This is a genomic window from Streptomyces taklimakanensis (genome assembly GCF_009709575.1).
Classification (GTDB): domain Bacteria; phylum Actinomycetota; class Actinomycetes; order Streptomycetales; family Streptomycetaceae; genus Streptomyces; species Streptomyces taklimakanensis.
The window spans coordinates 5,642,876-5,662,646 of sequence record NZ_WIXO01000001.1 but is presented as its reverse complement, the minus strand read 5'-3'; the positions used below and the strand labels follow the sequence as shown (position 1 = coordinate 5,662,646).

At 74.1% G+C, this 19,771-nt stretch carries 19 protein-coding genes; 9 read left to right on the top strand and 10 right to left on the bottom strand.

Annotated elements, in window-relative coordinates:
- Window positions 1-30: 30 nt before the first annotated feature.
- Window positions 31-1,302: an MFS transporter gene (locus F0L17_RS25005; protein ID WP_162466667.1), complete on the bottom strand. Its 1,272-nt coding sequence runs from the start codon at window positions 1,300-1,302 to the stop codon at window positions 31-33.
- 90 nt (window positions 1,303-1,392) lie between these two features.
- The gene (locus F0L17_RS25000; protein WP_155072800.1) at window positions 1,393-3,060 is read right to left on the bottom strand and encodes an FAD-dependent oxidoreductase; all 1,668 of its coding nucleotides are present in this window, start codon (window positions 3,058-3,060) and stop codon (window positions 1,393-1,395) included.
- Window positions 3,061-3,439: 379 nt separating this feature from the next.
- Between F0L17_RS25000 and F0L17_RS24995 the strand changes: the two genes are divergently transcribed.
- From F0L17_RS24995 to F0L17_RS24965, 7 genes are all read left to right on the top strand, one after another.
- Window positions 3,440-4,594 (top strand): SchA/CurD-like domain-containing protein, encoded by a 1,155-nt coding sequence (locus F0L17_RS24995; protein ID WP_155072799.1) that lies wholly within the window; start codon window positions 3,440-3,442, stop codon window positions 4,592-4,594.
- A gap of 113 nt (window positions 4,595-4,707) precedes the next feature.
- The gene (locus tag F0L17_RS24990) at window positions 4,708-5,172 is read left to right on the top strand and encodes a cupin domain-containing protein (protein WP_155072798.1); all 465 of its coding nucleotides are present in this window, start codon (window positions 4,708-4,710) and stop codon (window positions 5,170-5,172) included.
- Complete coding sequence (locus F0L17_RS24985) at window positions 5,169-6,437, top strand: beta-ketoacyl-ACP synthase II (RefSeq protein WP_162466666.1); 1,269 nt, start codon at window positions 5,169-5,171, stop codon at window positions 6,435-6,437. The genes F0L17_RS24990 and F0L17_RS24985 overlap by 4 nt, the downstream gene beginning before the upstream one ends.
- Window positions 6,434-7,684, top strand: a complete 1,251-nt coding sequence (locus tag F0L17_RS24980) for a ketosynthase chain-length factor (protein ID WP_155072797.1) — start codon at window positions 6,434-6,436, stop codon at window positions 7,682-7,684. Before F0L17_RS24985 ends, F0L17_RS24980 begins: the two co-directional genes overlap by 4 nt.
- Window positions 7,685-7,714: 30 nt before the next feature.
- Window positions 7,715-7,984, top strand: a complete 270-nt coding sequence (locus F0L17_RS24975; protein ID WP_155072796.1) for an acyl carrier protein — start codon at window positions 7,715-7,717, stop codon at window positions 7,982-7,984.
- 1 nt (window position 7,985) lies between these two features.
- On the top strand, window positions 7,986-8,465 hold the full coding sequence (locus F0L17_RS24970; RefSeq protein WP_162466665.1) for an SRPBCC family protein: 480 nt from the start codon (window positions 7,986-7,988) through the stop codon (window positions 8,463-8,465).
- A gap of 12 nt (window positions 8,466-8,477) precedes the next feature.
- The gene (locus F0L17_RS24965) at window positions 8,478-8,810 is read left to right on the top strand and encodes a TcmI family type II polyketide cyclase (protein WP_162466664.1); all 333 of its coding nucleotides are present in this window, start codon (window positions 8,478-8,480) and stop codon (window positions 8,808-8,810) included.
- Between the two features lie 116 nt (window positions 8,811-8,926).
- On the opposite strand, the gene F0L17_RS24960 is transcribed toward F0L17_RS24965, so the two are convergent.
- Both F0L17_RS24960 and F0L17_RS28155 read right to left on the bottom strand, forming a co-directional pair.
- Window positions 8,927-9,658: a peptidoglycan recognition protein family protein gene (locus tag F0L17_RS24960; RefSeq protein ID WP_155072795.1), complete on the bottom strand. Its 732-nt coding sequence runs from the start codon at window positions 9,656-9,658 to the stop codon at window positions 8,927-8,929.
- Window positions 9,659-9,880: 222 nt separating this feature from the next.
- A complete protein-coding gene (locus tag F0L17_RS28155; protein ID WP_274389103.1) occupies window positions 9,881-10,009 on the bottom strand; it encodes a hypothetical protein in 129 nt (42 codons plus the stop codon).
- A gap of 179 nt (window positions 10,010-10,188) precedes the next feature.
- Between F0L17_RS28155 and F0L17_RS24955 the strand changes: the two genes are divergently transcribed.
- Window positions 10,189-10,980, top strand: coding sequence for an aminoglycoside adenylyltransferase family protein (locus tag F0L17_RS24955; RefSeq protein WP_155072794.1), 792 nt, complete (start codon window positions 10,189-10,191; stop codon window positions 10,978-10,980).
- A 19-nt stretch (window positions 10,981-10,999) separates the two neighbouring features.
- Here F0L17_RS24955 and F0L17_RS24950 read toward each other — a convergent pair whose 3' ends face one another.
- The 5 genes from F0L17_RS24950 to F0L17_RS24930 all read right to left on the bottom strand — a co-directional run bounded on the left by F0L17_RS24950 (window position 11,000) and on the right by F0L17_RS24930 (window position 15,853).
- Window positions 11,000-11,908 (bottom strand): amidohydrolase family protein, encoded by a 909-nt coding sequence (locus F0L17_RS24950; protein WP_162466663.1) that lies wholly within the window; start codon window positions 11,906-11,908, stop codon window positions 11,000-11,002.
- On the bottom strand, window positions 11,905-12,735 hold the full coding sequence (locus tag F0L17_RS24945) for an SDR family NAD(P)-dependent oxidoreductase (protein WP_155072793.1): 831 nt from the start codon (window positions 12,733-12,735) through the stop codon (window positions 11,905-11,907). The genes F0L17_RS24950 and F0L17_RS24945 overlap by 4 nt, the downstream gene beginning before the upstream one ends.
- On the bottom strand, window positions 12,732-14,072 hold the full coding sequence (locus F0L17_RS24940) for an enolase C-terminal domain-like protein (RefSeq protein ID WP_162466662.1): 1,341 nt from the start codon (window positions 14,070-14,072) through the stop codon (window positions 12,732-12,734). The genes F0L17_RS24945 and F0L17_RS24940 overlap by 4 nt, the downstream gene beginning before the upstream one ends.
- Window positions 14,073-14,083: 11 nt before the next feature.
- Window positions 14,084-14,938, bottom strand: coding sequence for a fumarylacetoacetate hydrolase family protein (locus tag F0L17_RS24935; RefSeq protein ID WP_162466661.1), 855 nt, complete (start codon window positions 14,936-14,938; stop codon window positions 14,084-14,086).
- Between the two features lie 231 nt (window positions 14,939-15,169).
- Window positions 15,170-15,853, bottom strand: coding sequence for a FadR/GntR family transcriptional regulator (locus tag F0L17_RS24930; RefSeq protein WP_155072792.1), 684 nt, complete (start codon window positions 15,851-15,853; stop codon window positions 15,170-15,172).
- 440 nt (window positions 15,854-16,293) lie between these two features.
- Here F0L17_RS24930 and F0L17_RS24925 point away from each other — a divergent pair, with 440 nt between their 5' ends.
- Window positions 16,294-18,753 (top strand): glycoside hydrolase family 95 protein, encoded by a 2,460-nt coding sequence (locus F0L17_RS24925; protein WP_155072791.1) that lies wholly within the window; start codon window positions 16,294-16,296, stop codon window positions 18,751-18,753.
- Window positions 18,754-18,867: 114 nt separating this feature from the next.
- Here the strand turns inward: F0L17_RS24925 and F0L17_RS24920 are convergent, their stop codons facing one another.
- On the bottom strand, window positions 18,868-19,761 hold the full coding sequence (locus tag F0L17_RS24920; protein ID WP_155072790.1) for an RNA polymerase sigma factor SigF: 894 nt from the start codon (window positions 19,759-19,761) through the stop codon (window positions 18,868-18,870).
- Window positions 19,762-19,771 lie beyond the last annotated feature (10 nt).

The following is a 19,771-nucleotide window of genomic DNA, read 5'->3' as shown; positions in this document are numbered from 1 at the left end:
CCCGCCGCCGGCCGGCCGCCCTCGCCCGGCTCACCGCGCGGCCCGGCTCCTCCCCCGCCCCCTCACGGGTCCACCGGGGACGGTGGACGACGCGCCCGGTCGTACCGCCGGGCGGACACGGGCGGCGCCGACCAGGACCAGGGGGACGAGGACGGCGATGGCCGCCCCGGTCCACAGGGCGCCCTGGGGACCGGAGGCGTCGACGGCCAGTCCGCCCAGGAGCGCGCCGACGGCGACGGAGGTGTTGAAGGCCGACACGTACAGGGCCGAGGCGGCCTCACGGGGTTCCGGCGCGGCGCGCAGGATGCGGTTCTGGAAGGTGACCGGCACGGCGCCGTAGCCGAACCCCCACAGGGCCAGGAGGGCGCCCGCCGTCAGGACCCCGGTGTCGGTCGCCGCCAGAAGGATCAGGGCGGAGACCAAGACCGTGCAGGCTCCCGCGGCCGTCCGCCGCGAACGCTCGGCCAGTGCGCCGGCGGCGAAGGTGCCGGCGACACAGGCGGCGCCGAAGAGCAGCAGCAGCGCTCCGACCGCGCCCTCGGGGACGCCGTCGTCGCGCAGCACCGGACGGACGAAGGTGTACGCGGCGAAGTGACCGGTGACGGCGAACGCCAACAGGGCGATGCCGGTGCGCACTCCCGTGCCGCCCCCGAGGGCTCCGGGCAGGTCCGCGAGGCGGACGCCGCGCCGCGCGGGCACCTTCGGCATCAACGCGACCAGGCAGCCCAGGACCACCAGGGCGAGGACGCCCACGGCCGCGAACGCCGTCCGCCAACCGGCGAGGTGGCCGACGAAGGTGCCGGTGGGCACGCCCAGGACGGAGGCGGCACCGACGCCCGCGAAGATCGCCGCGGTGGCGCGCGGCACCCGCTCCCTGGGAACCAGGCGCGGCGCGATGCCTCCGACGACCGCCCAGAACCCGCCCACGCTGATCCCCACCAGGAAGCGGGCGGTCAGGACGACGGCGAAGTGGTCCGCCGTCGCGCACACCAGGTTGGCCACCGCCACCAGACCGAGCAGCACGGCCAGGACGGTGCGGCGGTCGACGCGCCCGGCCGCGACGGCGACCAAGGGCGCCGAGACGGCGGCGACCAGTCCGGGCACGGTCACCATCAGCCCCGCCGTGCCCGGGGAGACGCCCAGGTCGGAGCCGACGGAAGTGAGCAGCCCGACCGGCAGCAACTCGGAGGTCATCAGGGAGAAGAGGCCGAGGGCCACCGTGGCGACGGCGAGCCGGCCCCTGGCGGGCGGGATTCGGCCGCCGTCTTCGCGGTCGGTGGCCGGTGTGTCGACGGTGGTCACGGTTTCACGAGCCCTTCCTTCGGCGGTTGGTGTCGCGATCCGCCGGGCGGCGGGTGCCGCCCGGCGGGACGGGGGGACGGGGGGACGGCGTCAGTCCAACGCCAGGACGGCCGTCAGGACCTGACGGAGCGTCGCCTCCGGGTCGTCGACGGGGCCGGTGGAGCGCCACGCGACGAACCCGTCGGGACGGACCAGCACGGCACCGTCCGGTTCGACGCCGTGGACCCGTGCCCAGTCGGCGTCCTCCTCGGGGACCAGTTCGGCGTCCGGTCCGGTGCCGACGCGGTGGCAGACGAGCGGTACGGACAGCAGGTCGGCGACGCGGTCGGCCGCGGCGTACCACCCGGTCGTCGCGGTGGCGCCGCAGAGGAGCACCGGCGTCGTCTCGTACAGGTCCAGGGTGGAGATCCGCTCCCCGGCGCGGCGCAGCCACATGTGGGGCGCCCGGCTGCCCGGTTCGCCCGTCAGCCGCAGGGCTCCGGGGACGGCCGGGGCGTCGGGGTCGGTGCCCACGACGGCGCCGCGCGGGTAGCGGTAGCCCAGGGCCACGGTGAGGACTCCGCCCTGCGGGCCTCCCCCGCCCGGCCCTCCGGATCCCCCGGCGGGCGGCCCCCCGGCGGCCGGGTCGTAGCCGGGGTGGCTGTGCTCCGCGGAACGGCCCGAGGCGCGGGCGGCGGTGGCCAGCGCGACGGGGCGACGTTCGAAGTCGTAGGTCTCCAACAGGCCCTTCCCCGCCCAGCCGCCGAGCACGGCGGCCAGCTTCCACGCCAGGTTGTGGGCGTCCTGGATCCCGGTGTTGGCGCCGAACGCCCCGGTGGGGGGCATCTCGTGGGCGGAGTCGCCGGCCAGCAGGACCCGGTCGTCGGCGTACCGCTCGGCGACCCGCTCCGCGGCGTGCCAGGCGGCCCTCCCGGTGATCTCCACGTCGAGGTCGGGGACGCCGACCGCGCGGGCGATGTGCCGCGCGCACCGCTCGTCGGTGAACTCCTCCAGCGTCTCGCCCCGCTCGGGGTGCCAGGGCAGGTGGAAGACCCAGCGCTCCCGGTTGTCGACCGGCAGCAGCGCCCCGTCCGCCTCCGGGTCGGTCAGGTAGCACATGAGGAAGCGTCGGTCGCCCACCGCGTCGGCGAGGCGACGGGAGCGGAAGGTGACGCTCACGTTGTGGAACAGGTCGCCGGGTCCGGTGTGACCGATGCCGAGCCGTTCGCGGATCGGGCTGCGCGGACCGTCCGCCGCGACGAGGTAGGAGGCGCGGATCGTGGTGTGCTCCCCGGTCTCGCGGCTCTTGACCACGGCGACGACGCCGTCCGGGTCGGCGTCGAAGGACATCAGCTCGGTGGCGAACCGCAGGTCGCCACCGAGCCGGCGAGCGCGTTCCACCAGGACCGGCTCCAGGTCGTTCTGGCTGCACAGACACCAGGCGCTGGGACTGATCCGGGCCAGGGCGCCGCCTTCGTCCATCCGCTGGAACAACCACTCGCCCTCGTCACCGGCCAGGGACGGCGTCTGGAAGATGCCGTGGTTTCCGGCCAGGACCGACGCCGCGTCCCTGATGGCGGATTCGAGTCCGGCCACCCGGAACAGCTCCATCGTCCGCACGTTGTTGCCGCGTCCGCGCGGGTGGGCCGAGGTGCCGGCGTGCCGCTCCACCAGGACGTGCGGTACGCCCAGGCGGCCCAGGAACACGGAGGTGGACAGGCCCACCAGGGAACCGCCGACGATGAGGACCGGGATTCTGAGGTCGGCTTCTTCGTTCATCGTTCGCCTCCAGCGCGTGCGTCACCACCGGCGCACACGGGCGTGCGCCGGTGGTGATGCATGCCACCCGCACGGGGTGCTCGCCCATGCTTCACCCGGATGATCCGCCGATCGCGGACGGGAACCGGAGGGGACGAGGCAGTGCGGTTTCCGGCCGGCACCGGTCATCACCCCGCCCCGGCCTGGGGGTTCGTCACTTTCGCTGCCGCAGAAGGGGTTTGGCGGGCGCCTCACCCGGTTGCTTCCCAGGATTTGCGGCACCGGACGGGGCGTCACACGATCAAGACGCACCGCGGTCGAAGCCGGGTCCGAGCAGGTCCCCGGCCGCTCGGCTCCCTCGGTGATCCCCCTTCCCCCACTCGCAGGAGAGGTGTGCCGGATGACAGCATCGGGCCTCGCCCCCCAGGTCTCTGGCCGTGTGTCCCAGTCGGCCTTCGACGGCTCCACACTCCGGGTCGTCCTGCTGCTGGACGTCGCGGACGGCGCCCAACAGCGGTTCCTCGGCGCGTACGAGCGCGTGTGCGACCAGGTGGCGTCCACCCCGGGGCACATCCGCGACCAGCTCTGCCAGTCCCTCGACGACCCGTCCCAGTGGCTCATCACCAGCGAGTGGGAGAGCGCGCCGCCGTTCCTCGCCTGGGTGAACAGCGAGGAGCACATGGAGACGGTCCGGCCGCTGCGCGCCTGCCTGACGGACACCCGGTCGCTGCGTTTCCGCGTCATCAGGGAGACCGGTGGCCCCGCCGCCGCGCCGGTGGCGGCGGTGGGGCCGCAGTCCTCCCCCCGACCGGGCGGCGGTGTGGTGCGCCACGCGTTGCTCCACACCGTCCGCCCCGGCAGCGAGTCCGAGGTGGCGGACATCCTGGCCGGCCACACCCTGCCCGCGTGGCGGGCGGGCGACACCGCCCGGCTCCACCGCACCTCGCTGTTCGTGCACGGAAACCGGGTCGTGCGGATCGTCGAGCTGCGCGAGCTGCGGGGGGATCTGCTCGCCGGGCTCCTCCACGTCACCGGGCGCCCCGAGGTGCGCGCGGTGGAGGACGCCCTCACGCCCCATCTGACGCGGAGTCGGGACCTGGACGACCCGCAGTCCGCACGGGTGTCCCTCACCCGGGCCGCGATGCCCGCCGTGCACCACGTCGCCCCCGTGGGGCCGGTGCCGTCGGGGACGGAGGTCCGGCGGCTCGCCCTGTACCACCCGGCCCGCGAGGGCGCGGGCGGCGAACTGGCGCGGCTGCTCTCCCGGCAGGACGAACTCGCCGGTGACGATCCGCTCGACCCGGTCCGCTCCGCCACCGTCTTCCACCGTGACGACACCGTCGTGCGGGTCGTCGAGGTGGCGGGCGACCCGGAGGCGGCGCCCGGTCCGGTCCTGGGGCTGCGGGACCCCGCCGACGCCACCGAACTCGCGGACCTGCTCGACGGTGAGGCCCTCGGTGTCGACGGCCTCGCCCTCGACGAGGACGGGCTGCTGCGCCTCCTCGCGCACGCCCGCATGCGGCTCGTGGCCGACCTCGTCGAGCGCCGTTCCTGACACCGGCTCCGCCCCCCGCCTCAGCACCTCACCGTCCGAACCACACGCGACCGACGACCAGCGACCAGCCATCCCGTGCCAGCCGGCAGCGGCCTTCCGAAAGCGATCGACCAATGAACGAGACCCAGCAGCGCCCACGCACCGTCGCCCTCGAGGAGATCCAGCCCAACCGCCGGCGCGGCGGCGACCTGCGCGCCATGCTCACCCCCGCCACGGTGGGTTCCACCAGCGGTTTCATGGGCGTGGCCATCGTGCAGCCCGGCGATCGCATCGCCGAGCACTACCACCCGTACTCCGAGGAGTTCGTCTACGTCGTCAGTGGCTCCTTCGAGGTGGATCTGGACGGGGAGCCGCACCCGCTCGCGCCCGAGCAGGGGTTGTTGATCCCCGCGCACATGCGGCACCGGTTCCGCAACGTCGGCGACACCGAGGCCCGTCTGGTCTTCCACCTGGGCCCGCTGGCGCCCCGGCCCGAACTCGGCCACGTCGACACCGAGGAAACCGCGCCGGAGCGGGCCGACGACCGGTTCCCGCCCGTCCACGGCAGGCCCGCCGAGCCCACCGGGGCGGTGTCGTGACCCGACGCGTCGCCGTCACCGGTCTGGGCGTGGTGGCCCCCGGCGGCATCGGCGTCCCGGCGTTCTGGGACCTGCTGACCGAGGGCCGAACCGCGACCCGCGGCATCACCCTCTTCGACCCCGTCGGGCTGCGCTCGCGGATCGCGGCGGAGTGCGACTTCGACCCGTTCGCGCACGGTCTGGACGCCGATCGGGTGGAGCGCTGTGACCGTTACGTACAGTTCGCGCTGGTCGCCGCCGCCGAGGCGGTCCGTGACGCCGGCCTGGAGCCCGGCCGGGAGGACCCCTGGCGCACGGGCGTCAGCCTGGGCACGGCGGTCGGTGGCACCACCCGACTGGAACACGACTACGTTCTGGTCAGCGAGCGCGGATCCCGCTGGGACGTCGACCACCGGCGGGCCGGTCCACACCTGCACCGCGCGTTCTCGCCCAGCACGCTGGCCTCGGCCGTCGCCGAGGAGTTCGGCGCGTGCGGTCCGGTGCAGACGGTCTCCACCGGCTGCACCTCGGGGCTGGACGCCGTCGGGTACGCCTTCCACGCCGTCGCCGAGGGACGGGCCGACGTCTGTCTCGCCGGTGCCTCGGACTCGCCGATCTCCCCGATCACCATGGCCTGCTTCGACGCCATCAAGGCCACCTCCCCCAACAACGACGATCCCGCGCACGCCTCCCGGCCGTTCGACGCCGACCGCGACGGCTTCGTCATGGGCGAGGGCGGCGCGGTGCTCGTCCTGGAGGAGCTGGAGCGCGCGCGTGCCCGCGGCGCGCGCGTGTACTGCGAGGTCGCCGGCTACGCGACCTACGGCAACGCCTACCACATGACCGGCCTGACCCCCGAGGGCCTGGAGATGGCGCGGGCCATCGACACCGCGCTCGACCAGGCCCGGCTGGACGGCTCGGACGTCGACTACGTCAACGCGCACGGCTCGGGGACCCGGCAGAACGACCGTCACGAGACCGCGGCGGTCAAGCGGTCCCTGGGAGCCCACGCCTACGACACGCCGATGAGTTCGATCAAGTCGATGGTGGGCCACTCGCTGGGCGCCATCGGATCCATCGAGACGGTCGCCTGTGTGCTGGCCCTGGCCCGCCAGGTGGTGCCGCCGACGGCCAACTACGAGACCCCGGACCCCGAGTGCGACCTGGACTACGTGCCGCGCCAGGCGCGCGAGCGGAGGATGCGCACCGTGCTGTCGGTGGGCAGCGGCTTCGGCGGCTTCCAGTCCGCGGTGGTGTTGACGCGGCCGGACGGGAGGACGCGATGAGCCCGCGACGGGACGGGTCCGGGCGGCGCGCGGTCGTCACCGGCATCGGCGTGGTGGCGCCGAACGGGATCGGCGCGGAGGTGTTCTGGAAGTCGGTGGCCGACGGCGTCGGTGCCCTGGACCGCGTCACCCGCACCGGCTGCGGGCACCTGCCGCTGAGGGTCGCGGGCGAGGTCCGCGACTTCGACCCGGCGTCGACGATCGAGGGACGCCTCCTGGTCCAGACCGACCGGTTCACCCACTACGCGCTGGCCGCGACCACGATGGCCCTGGAGGACGCCCGGTTCGGTCGGGCCGACGCGGACTCGCCCTACTCCGTGGGCGTGGTCACCGCGGCCGGATCCGGTGGCGGCGAGTTCGGGCAGCGGGAGCTGCAGAACCTGTGGGGCCAGGGACCGCGGTACGTCGGGCCGTACCAGTCCATCGCCTGGTTCTACGCGGCGAGCACCGGCCAGATCTCCATCCGCGACGGCTTCAAGGGGCCCTGCGGCGTCGTGGCGGCCGACGAGTCGGGCGGCCTGGACGCCCTGGCCCACGCCGCGCGCGCCGTGGGACGCGGCACCGACACCGTCGTCGCCGGCGCGGCCGAGGCGCCGCTGGCCCCCTACTCGGCGGTGTGTCAACTGGGGTACCCCGAGTTGAGCACCGAGGAGGTTCCACAGCGCGCGTACCTGCCCTTCACCTCGTCCGCCCGCGGGTTCGTGCCCGCCGAGGGCGGCGCCATGCTCGTGGTGGAGGACGGGGAGGCGGCCCGCCGCCGCGGCGCCCCACCCAGGGCCACGGTGGCCGGACACGCCGCCACGTTCACCGGCGCCTCCCGCTGGGACCGGTCCCGCGAAGGGCTGGCCCGGGCGATCCGCGGCGCCCTGGACGAGGCCGGCTGCCGACCGGAGGAGGTCGACGTGGTGTTCGCCGACGCCCTCGGGGTGGCCGAGGCGGACCGTGCCGAGGCCCTGGCGATCACCGACGCCCTGGGCTCCCACGGCCGGCGCGTGCCGGTCACCGCGCCCAAGACCGGCGTCGGGCGGGCCTACTGCGGGGCGTCCGTGCTGGACGCCGCGGCGGCGGTGCTCGCCATGGAACACCGTCTGATCCCTCCCACCCCCAACGTCCACGCCCACGAGGTCGACCACGATCTGGACCTGGTGACCGACCGTGCCCGCCCGGCCGAACCGCGCACGGCCCTGATCCTCAGTCGGGGCCTCATGGGCACCAACGCGGCGCTCGTGCTGCGACACGGCGCCTGACCCCTCCCACAAGCGAAGGAGAACATCCACATGACCGATCAGGTGACCGCACAGGTGACCGTGGAGGAGCTGGCCGCCCTGATGAGACGGACCGCGGGCGTCACCGTCGACCCCCGCGAGCTGGCGGAGCGGGCCGAATCCGGCTTCGACGCCTTCGGCCTCGACTCGCTGGGGCTGCTCGGCATCGTGGGCGAGCTGGAGAAGAGCCACGGCCTGGACCTGCCGGACCACGCCGAGCGGTGCAGGACGCCCCGCGAGTTCCTCCGGTGCGTCAACGGCGCCCTGACGACGGAGGTGTGAGGTGGCCGGGCACACCGAGAACGAGATCACCATCGCCGCGCCCCTGGACCTCGTCTGGGAGATGACCAACGACGTCGAGAACTGGCCGCGGCTGTTCAGCGAGTACGCGTCCGCCGAGATCCTGTCCCGCGACGGCGACCGCACGCGGTTCCGGCTGACCATGCACCCGGACGAGGAGGGCCGGGTGTGGAGCTGGGTCTCCGAGCGGGTGGCCGACCGCGCCTCCCTCACCGTGCGGGCCCACCGCGTCGAGACCGGCCCCTTCCGCTACATGAACATCCGGTGGCGGTACGAGGAGACCTCCGAGGGCGTCCGGATGCACTGGACGCAGGACTTCGAGATGAAGCCGGACGCCCCCGTGGACGACGCGTGGATGACGGAGAACATCAACCGCAACTCCCGGATCCAGATGGCCCTCATCCGGGACCGGATCGAGCAGGCCGCGGGCGAGCGTCCGACCGCCGCCGCGATGAGCGACTGAGGAGCCGCGCCCGTGCACCACACCCTGATCGTCGCCCGGATGGAACCGGGAGCGGCGCCGGACATCGCGAAGGTGTTCGCCGAGTCCGACCGCGGCGAGCTGCCCCACCTGGTGGGCGTGGCCCGGCGCAGCCTCTTCCAGTTCGGCGACGTGTACATGCACCTCATCGAGAGCGAGCGGGACCCCGGCCCCGCCATCGCCCGGGCCACCGACCACCCGGAGTTCCGCGGCGTCAGCGAGCGGCTCTCGGCGTACGTGAAGCCGTACGACCCGCAGACCTGGCGCGGCCCGAAGGACGCCATGGCGCACTGCTTCTACCGCTGGGAACGCGACGGCACGGCCTGACACGGCCCGACGCGCCCCGGCGCCCGGACTCCCGTGCTTGGGTTCCAACGGTCCTCGCAACACCCGCGATCTGTGGGAGTTGCGAGGACCGTGGGCGTTCGGCCCACGGCGCCGCGTCAGGGGTCGCGCAGCCGGGCGGCCCGGTCCCGGATGGCGGGGAGGCGGTCGTAGAGGGCCTGGCCGGGACAGTCGGTCTGGTGGCTGTCCCGGTGGCCGGAGACGACGTCGAAGACCGCCGTCTCCCCCTTCGGGTAGCGGCTGTTGCCGTTGGTGGAGGTCAACCTCACCCTCCCGTGCGGGTCGGCGCCGGGGCGGAGCTTCCACGCGGTGACCGAGGCGATCGCCTCGACGACCGCCTCGGGCACGGGTGTTCCGGCGTCGAAGGTGCCCAGGGCGGCGACACCGACGCTGTCCCGGTTGAAGCCCTGGGTGTGGGCCCCGTGGACCGGGCGCGCCGCGCCCCCGGCACGGCCCTCGTAGATGGTGCCGCAGCGGTCGACGACGAAGTTGTAGCCGATGTCGTCCCAGCCCTGGCCGTGGACGTGGTCGGCCTCCAGCGCGCGCAGCAGGGCGGGGACCTCGTCACAGTGGTAGTCGTTGGGGTGCCCGGTGTGGTGGACGAACACCGCGACGGCCGGGCCGGTGTAGGCGGGACGCTCCCTGACCATGTCCTCGTCGGCGCCCCAGGCGGACCGGGAGACGACCGTCGGCCGGGGGCCTCCGTTCACGGGCACGGCCACCGGGGGCGGATCCGGTCGCCGGACGGGCGAGTGTGCGGGGCCGTCCCCCGCCACCAGCGCGGCCAGGGGGAGGAGGACAGTGCCCAGCACCAGGCGGGGGGACCACATGAAGCCCACTGTGCGTCCCCCGGCCGCCGTTCTCACGGCCGGCACCCCCGATCGGGTGACGTGGCCGGGGGTGGTGCCGTCTCCTCCGCGCTCGCCGCCCGGGACGACGCGACGACCGTTGCCGGGGCTCGGCGCCGTGGGTGCGGCCGTCGTCGCTCGTGCCCGTAAGGGTCCGGTGCCCGGTGCCCGACCGGCTCGCACCGCGCCGGAGGGCGAGGGGGGTTACGGGTGCTTCCGGTTCCCGAAGTGGTCCAGCAGCCACGCCGTGCCGTTCAGCCCCCAGGTGAGAAGCGCCAGGGCGACGACGGGAGCGGCCACCAGGCCGAGGACGAGGAGGATGGTCTCCGTCACGGTGCCTCCAGGGAAGTGAGCGGTGTCGGCGATCGTTCGGCCGCGCGCGGCGAGGGCCGCCCGGCTGTTTCGACCGGTGCCCCGTTTGGGGACGGACACTCCTGCGGGGTCGGCCGCGTCCACGGCCTCGGAGGTGCCGCGGCCGTGGACGCGGTCCGCCAAAAGCGGAGGGAGGCCCGATGGAGAGGCCGCCGGAACGGCTCGACGACGTCGTGGACCTGGTGCGCGAGGTGCTCGGCCCCGAGGTGATCGGCGTCTATCCGCACGGCTCGGCCGTGCTCGGGGGGCTGCGCCCCCACAGCGACCTGGACGTGTTCGTCGTCCTCCGGCGGCACACGCGAAAGGAGCAGCGCAGGGCGCTCGTCGACGGGTTGCTCGGGATCTCCGGGGACGGCACCGCCTCGCGCCCGGCCCGGCCCGTCGAACTGACCGCCGTCGTGCGGGACGACGTGTGTCCCTGGCGCATGCCGCCCCGGTGCGAGTTCCAGTACGGGGAATGGCTGCGCGAGGAGTACGAGCGCGGTCTGACACCGTCACCGGGGCCCGACCCCGACCTGGCGCCGCTGGTCACGATGGTGCTGCGGGGCGACACCGCCCTGTACGGGCCGCCTCCCGGCGAGGTGCTCGCCCCCGTCCCGCACGGGGACCTCAGACGGGGGATCGTCGCCGGGGTGCCGGGGTTGTCGGCCGAGGTGGCGTCGGACACCCGCAACGTCGTCCTGACCCTCGCCCGCGTCTGGACGACCCTGGCGACCGGGACGGTCCGCTCCAAGGACGCCGCGGCCGACTGGGCCCTCCCCCGGCTTCCGGCCGCGCACCGGCCCGTCCTGGCCCACGCCCGGGCCGTCTACCTGGGCGACGAGGAGGAGCGGTGGGAGGAGTTCGCGGCGGGGCCGCGGCCCTACGTCGACCACGTCGTCCGGGAGATCGACCGGCTGGAGCCGCTCGGCGGGACGGCACGGCGGCGGTGACGGGCGCGGCCCGGGGGCGTCAGCCGGGCCCGTGCCGCCGGAGCCCGTAGACCCGGGTCGCCGTACCGCCGAGGACGGCGGCCCGCTCGGCGGGGGTCAGGGCGGCGGTCAGCTCCCGGGCGGTTCCGACGACCCGTCGGTAGGGCGCGGCGAGCAGGCAGACCGGCCAGTCCGAACCGAACATCAGCCGCTCGGGCCCGAACGCCTCCAGGGCGGTGTCGGCGAAGGGGCGCAGGTCCTCCACCGTCCAGGTGTCCCAGTGGGCCTCGGTGACCAGTCCGGAGAGCTTGCCCAGGGTGTTCGGCAGCCCGGCCAGCCGCCGCAGGTCCCGGGCCCAGGATGCGGAGCGGCCCTCGGCCACCGGTGGCTTGCCCAGGTGGTCCAGGACGAACAGGAGGTCGGGGTGGGCCGCGGCGGCTTCCGCGGCGGCGGGCAACTGGTGTGGCAGGACCACCAGTTCGTGCACGAGGCCGGCCGCGGCCAGCGCCCGCGTACCGCGTGTCACGTCCGGGCGCAGCAGCCACCGGGGGTCGGGCTCGCCCTGCACCTGGTGGCGGATGCCCACCAGGTGCTCGCCACCGGGCCCGTCGCGGAGCCGGGCGAGGGCGTCGGCCACGTCGGGGGCGGTCAGGTCGGTCCAACCGACCACCCCGGCGACCAGGTCGTCGGCGGCGGCCAGGGCCAGCAGTTCGGGGGTCTCGTCGGGGACGGTGACGGTCTGCACCACCACGGTGGCGTCCACTCCGGCGGCGGCCGCCTCGGGGGCCAGGTCGGCCGTGGTGAAGGTCCGTCGCAGGGGAGCGAGCCGGTCGTCGGCGAGCCAGTCCTGGTCGCGCACCGACAGGTCCCACACGTGGTGGTGGGCGTCGACGATCCGGGCCCCGGTGTCCGCCGGCCTCCCCTCCGGCCGGTGCTCCCCGGCCGTCACCGGGCTCCCGGGCGCGGTCGCAGACCGGCCATGCCGCCGTCGACCGCGAGGGCCGTGCCGGTGACGGCGGCGGCCGCCGGGGAGGCCAGGTAGACGATCGCCGCCGCGACCTCCTCGGCGGTGACCAGACGCCCCATGGGTTGACGGGCCTCCAGCGCGGCGCGCTCGGCCTCGGGGTCCTCGGCGGCGTCGAGCAGTCGGGTCACCCACGGGGTGCCGGTCGTGCCGGGGTTGACGCAGTTGACGCGGATGCCCTCGTGGAGGTGGTCGACGGCCATGGCGAGGGTGAGGGAGAGAACGGCGCCCTTGGTCGCGGAGTACGCGGCGCGGCGCGGCAGTCCGGCGGTGGCGGCGATCGAGCAGGTGTTGACGATCGAGCCGTGTGCCGAGCGCCGCAGACGGGGCAGGGCGGCGCGGGTGGTGCGGACGATGCCGAGGACGTTGACGTCCAGGACGCGGTGCCACTCCTCGTCGGGGTTGTCCTCCACCGTGCCGACCGCCCCGACGCCGACGTTGTTGACCAGGACGTCGATGCCGCCCAGGAGGTCGGCCGCCTCCGCGACGGCGCCGCGGACCGAGGCGTCGTCGGTGACGTCCGCCTCCAGACCGGCCCACGGCTCGTCCCGGCAGTCCGGGGCGAGGTCGAGGACGGCCACCCGGGCACCGGCGTCGACCAGGGCGCGGGCCGTGGCCCGTCCGATCCCGGAGCCGCCGCCGGTGACCAGGGCCCGCAGTCCCCTCGGGCCGGGGAATCCGCCCGTGCCGGGGATCTCGTGGGCGCCGGGGGCGCCGGGGGTGCCGGGGGTGCCGGATGTCTCCGCGGTCATGCCGGGGCCTCCTCGTCGGCCGCCGTCCGGGCGGCCCAGTACGCGCCGTGGGGATAGGTGTGACGTGCGATCGACTCCGGGACCATCGCGGCGGAGAAACCGGGCGCGGTGGGCACGGTGTAGTGACCGTCGCGGACGACGGCCGGGTCGAGGAAGTGCTCGTGCAGGTGGTCGACGTACTCGATGGTGCGGTCGCGTGTGGTGCCGCTGAGCGCCACGTAGTCGAACATCGACAGGTGGCGGACGAGTTCGCACAGGCCCACGCCGCCGGCGTGCGGGCAGACCGGGACGTCGAACTCGGCGGCCAACAGCAGGATCGCCAGGTTCTCGTTGACCCCGCCGACCCGGACGGCGTCCAACTGGAGCACGTCGATCGCCCCGGCCTTCAGCAGTTGCTTGAAGACGACGCGGTTGTGGGCGTGTTCGCCCGTGGCGACCCTGACGGGGGCCACGGCGGCACGGATCGCCGCGTGGCCGAGGACGTCGTCGGGCGAGGTGGGCTCCTCGATCCAGTACGGGTCGAACTCGGCCAGCTCCCTCGTCCGGACGATCGCCTCCGCCACGTCCCAGCGCTGGTTGGCGTCCAGGGCCAGGCGGATGTCGGGACCGACGGCCGCGCGGGCGACGCGACAGCGGCGGACGTCGTCCGCCGGGTCGGCGCCCACCTTCAGTTTGATCTGCCCGAATCCGTCGGCGACCGCCTGGCGGGCCAACCGGGTGAGCCTGGCGTCGGAGTGGCCCAGCCAACCGGGCGAGGTGGTGTAGGCGGGATAGCCGCGCTCGCGCAGGGCGGCCTCGCGCTCCGCGCTGCCGTGTCTGCCCCGGCGCAGCAGTTCCAGGGCCCTGGCGGGGGTGAGGGCGTCGGTGAGGTGGCGGAAGTCGACCTGGGAGACCAGCCACGCGGGGTCGGCGTCGGCGAGCAGCTTCCACAGCGGCTTGCCCGCGCGTTTGGCCGCCAGGTCCCACACGGCGTTGAGCACCGCGCCGACCGCCATGTGCATCACCCCCTTCTCCGGCCCCAGCCAGCGCAGTTGGCTGTCGTCGGCCAGCGCGCGGGCGAGCGTGCCGGGATCGGCGCACAGCTCCTCGACGGGCCGGCCGAGGACGTGGTCGCGCAGGGCCTCGATCGCGGCCACCTGGACGTCGTTGCCGCGGCCGATGGTGAAGGCGAAGCCGTGCCCCTCGGCGCCGTCGCCCGCGTCGGTGCTCAGGACCAGGTAGGCGGCCGAGTAGTCGGGGTCGGGGTTCATCGCGTCGGAGCCGGTCGACTCCTCGGAGGTGGGGAAGCGGATGTCGTGGGTCGTGAAGCCGGTGACGCGGGCGGGAGCGGTGGGCACCGGGCGGCCCCTCACGCCTGGACGAGGGTCTGGCGTTGGTCGCCCAGGCCCTCGATGCCGAGTTCGACGGTGTCGCCGGCCCGCAGGTAGGGAGCGTCCGGCAGACCGAGGGCGACCCCGGCCGGGGTGCCGGTGTTCAGCAGGTCCCCCGGTTCCAGGACCATGTACTGGCTCAGGTACCAGATCAGGTGCGCCACGTCGAAGACCATGTCGGAGGTGTGGCCGTCCTGGCGCACCCGGCCGTTGACCGACAGCCGCATGCCGAGCGCCTGCGGGTCGCCGACCTCGTCGGGGGTGACCAACCACGGCCCCAGCGGGTTGAAGGTCTCGCAGGACTTGCCCAGGTCCCACTGGGAGGAGCGCTCCAGTTGGAACTCGCGCTCGGAGACGTCGTGACTGACCGCGTAGCCGGCGATCAGCGCGTGCGCCTGCTCGGGCGAGTCGAGGTAGCGGGCGCGGGAGCCGATGACGACGCCGAGTTCGACCTCCCAGTCGGTGCGGGTGGAGCCGCGCGGAACGAGGACCTCGTCACAGGGTCCGACGACGGTGCCCGGGTCCTTGAGGAAGACCACGGGGCGCTCCGGGACCGCCGCCCCGGTCTCGGCGGCGTGGTCGCGGTAGTTGAGGCCGATGCACACGATCTTCCCCGGGCGGGCGACCGGTGCGCCGACGCGGGTGTCCGCGGGCCGGTGGAGTTCGGGCAGTCGGTCCTCGCGCAGGGCGGCACGGAGGCGTTCGACGCCCCCGGAGGCGAGGAACGGACCGTCGAAGTCGTGCGTCACTCCGGAGGCGTCCAGCAGGCGGCCGTCGTCGGCCAGGACGGCCGGGTGCTCCTCGCCTCGTGGACCGAGCCGGGTGAGTCTCACGGGCGTGCTCCTTCGTCCTCGTCACACCGCCGGCCGACCTCGCGGGAGCGGGTGTCGATCCGGTGGCACGTGGATGGTCCGATTCCTGACACGGGCTCGGTCATCGGATGTCTATGACGTCGGACGGTATAAGAAGCCCGAGTTCCCGTAAAGACACGGCGAGAGATCCGATGACCGATGGGTCGGGGGCGGGGCAACTCTCCGGGGTGCCTTCCCGGACCGCCTCCCGGGTCACTCCTCCTGCCCGTCGCACTCCCCCAGCCACTGCTCGACGGCCGCGACGTGCACCGCGGCCGCCGCCCCGGCCAGTTGGGGATCCCGTGCCCGCAGGGCCCGCAGGATCGACTCGTGCTCGCGGTGCGCGGATTGGAGGGCCGCCTCGGTGTCGGCGCCGCGCGCCACCCGTACCTGGTGGGTGCGGACGGAGAGGACCCGCAGCAGCATGGTGAGCACCGGGTTGCCGACGGTCGCCGCGATGGTGTGGTGGAACTCGTTGTCCAGGGAGACGAACTCCTCGACGGACTCCGCCGCGGCGCACCGGTCCAGGATCTCCCGCAGCTCACGCAGCCGGGCGTCGTCGATCAGGGCCGCCGCCGCTGCCGTGGCCTGCGGCTCCACCATCCGGCGGACCTGCAGGAGTTGGCGGGCCGCCGCCCCCCTGGAGACGTCGGAGGCGAAGGAGAGGGTCTCCAGCAGCAGGTGGGGCTCCAGACTGGAGACGTAGGTTCCGTCACCGTGCCGGACGTCCAGGATCCGCATCGCCGCCATGGCCCTGACCGCCTCGCGCAGCGAGTTGCGCGACAGGCCGAGCCGCTCGGCGAGCACGTCCTCCTTGGGCAGCCTGGCCCCCGGCGACAGTCTTCCGGAGACGATCATCTCCTTGATCATCTCGATCGCCCTGTCCGTCACGGACATCCCGCAGCCTCCGTCGTTCGTTCGCGCCGTGGCACACCCGTGCGTGCCCCTCCGTACCGCAGCGGCGATCGTCGCAGAACCACGGGCCGTCGGCGTACCTCCCCCTCCCGCGCAGAGGTCCGATCACACGGAGAGGACACCGGGGCGGGAGGAGGGTCGCTTCCTTCGGGGGCCGGTCGGACAGAGCTCCCGGCGAACTCGCCGGTGAGCGCCCGCACCTCGCCCCACCTGGGGCGTTCGCCTCCGAGGGGACGTGGAACACCGGAGTGTGCGACGGCTCGGGGCGTCGGCGCACTCCGGCCGGGATCGGCCCCGCCCGTCGGAGAGATCGGGTCTGTGGGTTGTCCCCGGTGGCGTCATGGGCCATGCTGCCGAACCGCGGACGGTCCGCAACGGCCCGCCGCGCGTACCGCCGCACCACCACCGCCCCTGGAGGCCCCATGCGTTCGTCGGCACCCCACTCCGGCTCCCCGTCCGCCCCGGGGCCCCCGCCGGCCGGGGCACGCACCGAGGCCGACGGGAACGTCCTGTGGTACGACGAGCCCGCCGTCTCGTGGGAGTCGCACGCGCTGCCCATCGGCAACGGCACCCTGGGCGCCATGGTGTTCGGCGGAGTGACTTCCGAGACCGTGCAGTTCAACGAGAAGAGCCTGTGGACCGGTGGGCCCGGCGTGCCGGGGTACCACTTCGGCAACGACTCCCCGCGTCCGGGCGCGCTGGAGGAGGTCGTGGCGAGGATCGACGCCGAGGGCTGTGCGCCCCCCGAGTGGGTGGCGGGGAAACTGGGCCGACCCCGCACGGGGTTCGGCGCCTACCAGACCTTCGGGGAGCTCCGCATCGACACGGCCGACCGGGACGGCGCCCGCGGCGATCGGGACGCCCCGGGCGCCGTCCCGCCCGGGTGCACCGGGTACCGGCGGCACCTGGACATCGCCGACGCCGTCGCCGGAGTCCGTTACACCGTCGGCAAAGTCACCCACGTCCGGGAGTACTTCGTCAGCCGGCCCGACCGGGTGCTGGTCGGACGGCTGGTCGCAAACCGGCCGGGTTCGGTCGCCTTCGCCCTGCGCTACACCTCGCCGCGCGACGACCACCGGGTGACGGTCGAGGACGGCGAGCTGCGGGTGCGCGGCAGGCTCGCGGACAACGGCATGGTCTTCGAGGCACGGGTCCGGGTGGTCGTCGACGGCGGCGAGGTGGTCCACGAGGACGGCGGGTTGAGGGTCGTCGGCGCCGACGGCGCCGTGTTCGTCCTGGCGGCGGGCACCGACCACGCGCCCGTCCACCCGTCCTACCGCGGCCCCGATCCGGCCGACGCCGTGCGGGCCGCGGTCGAGGCCGCCGCGGCCCGCACCCACCGAGAGCTGCGCGACCGGCACACCGCCGACCACCGTGCCCTGTTCGACCGCGTCCGGCTGGACATCGGCCAGTCCGTTCCCGACCGCCCCACCGACGAGTTGCTGGCCGCCTACGACGGAGGGGAGTCCGCCGACGCCCGGGCCCTGGAGGCCCTGTACTACCAGTACGGCCGCTACCTCCTCATCGCCTCCTCGCGCGACGGCGCGCTGCCCGCGAACCTCCAGGGCCTGTGGAACGACTCCACCTCTCCCCCGTGGGACGCCGACTACCACACCAACATCAACCTCCAGATGAACTACTGGCCCGCCGGGCCGGCCAATCTGGCCGAGACCGCCGAACCCTTCACCGCCTTCGTCGAGTCGCTGGTCGAGCCCGGCGAGCACAGTGCCCGGAGCCTCTTCGGCACCGCCGGCTGGGTGGTGCAGCACAGCGTCAACCCCTTCGGCCACACCGGCGTCGACGACTGGGCGACGGCCTTCTGGTTCCCCGTGGCCGCCGGCTGGCTCGCCTCCCAGGTCTGCGACCTGCACCGTTTCGCCGGCGACCGCGAGGCCCTGCGCAACCGCGTCCTGCCGCTGCTGCGGGGCGCCGCCGAACTCTGGCTGGCGAACCTGCGACGCGATCCGCGCGACGACACGCTGGTGGTCTCCCCCTCCTACTCGCCCGAGCACGGCGACTTCACCGCCGGGGACTCCATGTCCCAACAGATCGTGTGGGAGCTGTTCGCCGACGCCCTGGAGGTCGCGGAGGAACTGGACGCCGACCCGGAGTTCCGCGCCCGGCTCCGCGCGGCCCTGGACGAGCTCGACCCCGGGCTGCGGATCGGCTCCTGGGGGCAGCTCCAGGAGTGGAAGGCGGATCTGGACGACCCGGCCGACACCCACCGACACGTCTCCCACCTCTACGCGCTCCACCCCGGCCGCCGGATCTCCCCGCACACCACCCCCCGGTACGCCCGCGCGGCCGAGGTCTCGCTGGACGCCCGCGGCGACGGGGGCACCGGCTGGAGCATGGCCTGGAAGGTGAACTTCCGGGCGAGGCTGCTGGACGGCGAACGGGCCCACGCCCTGCTCGCCCGCCAACTGGCGCACAGCACCCTGCCCAACCTCTTCGACACCCACCCGCCGTTCCAGATCGACGGCAACTTCGGCGCCACCGCGGGCGTCACGGAGATGCTGCTGCAGAGCCACGGCGGTGTGATCCACCCGCTGCCCGCCAGGCCCTCGCGGTGGCGGAGGGGATCGGTCGCCGGGCTCAGGGCGCGCGGCGGTGTCACCGTCGACGCGGCCTGGGAGGAGGACGGCACCGTCACGTTCACGCTGGCGCCGGACCGCACGGGGGAACTGACCGTGCGCAGCCCGGTCTTCGCCGGGACGCACACCCTGGTCGACACCGCGACCGGGGAGGCCGTGGAGGTGTCCGACGCCCCCGGCGGCGACCCCGACGGCGGCCCCGACGGCGAGTTCGTCGTCTTCGCGGCCGAGGCGGGCCACGTCTACCGCGTGACCGGCAGGGTGCCGGTCACCGAGGCGCCCCGGTAGGCCCGGGGCCGAGGCGGTCGGCCGCCTCCCTCGGTTCCAGGCGGGCGGCCGCCCGCGGAACGCGTGAGCCCCGTCCGGAAGGCACCGGACGGGGCTCACGGACGAGGGGTCGGTTCAGTTCGTGGCGAGCATGCCCTCGCGCAGCCTGGCCAGGACCCGGGACAGCAACCGCGAGACGTGCATCTGGGAGCAGCCGAGCCGCTCGCCGATCTGGGACTGTGTGAGCTCCTCGACGAACCTCAGGTGGATGATCCGGCGGTCCCGCTCGCCCAGTTCCTCGATGAGCGGTGCCAGGGCGTGGAAGTTCTCCACCAGCTCCATGCCCGGGTCGTCGGCGCCGATGAAGTCCGCCAGCGCCGTCTCGCCCTCCTCGCTGCCGCCGACGGCGGCGTCCAGCGAGGCGGACTGGTAGCCGTTGGAGGCCAGGCGCGCCTCGATGACCTCCTCCTCCGAGAGGTTCATCAGCGCGGCCAGCTCGCTGACCTTGGGGGCCCGGCCGAGCCGGGTGCTCAGCTCCTCGGTGGCGCGCGCGAGTTCGACGCGGGCCTCCTGGAGCCGGCGCGGAACGTGCACCGCCCAGGAGGTGTCGCGGAAGAAGCGCTTGATCTCGCCCACGATGTAGGGGACGGCGAAGGTGGTGAACTCCACCTCACGGGAGAGCTCGAACCGGTCTATGGCCTTGATCAGGCCGATCATGCCGACCTGGACGATGTCCTCCATGTCGTCGCCGCGGTTGCGGAACCGGCCGGCCGCGTATCGCACCAGCGACATGTTCATCTCGATCAGCGTGTTGCGCGCGTACTGGTACTCGGGCGTGCCCTCCTCCAGCACCGCCAGGCGGTCGAAGAAGAGCTTGGACAGCGCCCTCGCGTCCTTCGGCGCGATCTTGTGCGGGTCGGTGACCTGCGGAAGCTCGGTGGCGACCTGGGGAAGCCCGGTGCCGTTCCGCTCGGCAGGCTCCTGCGCACCCCGGTCGGCCTTCGTACGCGAGATCGTCGTCGCCGTCATGCGTTTCCCT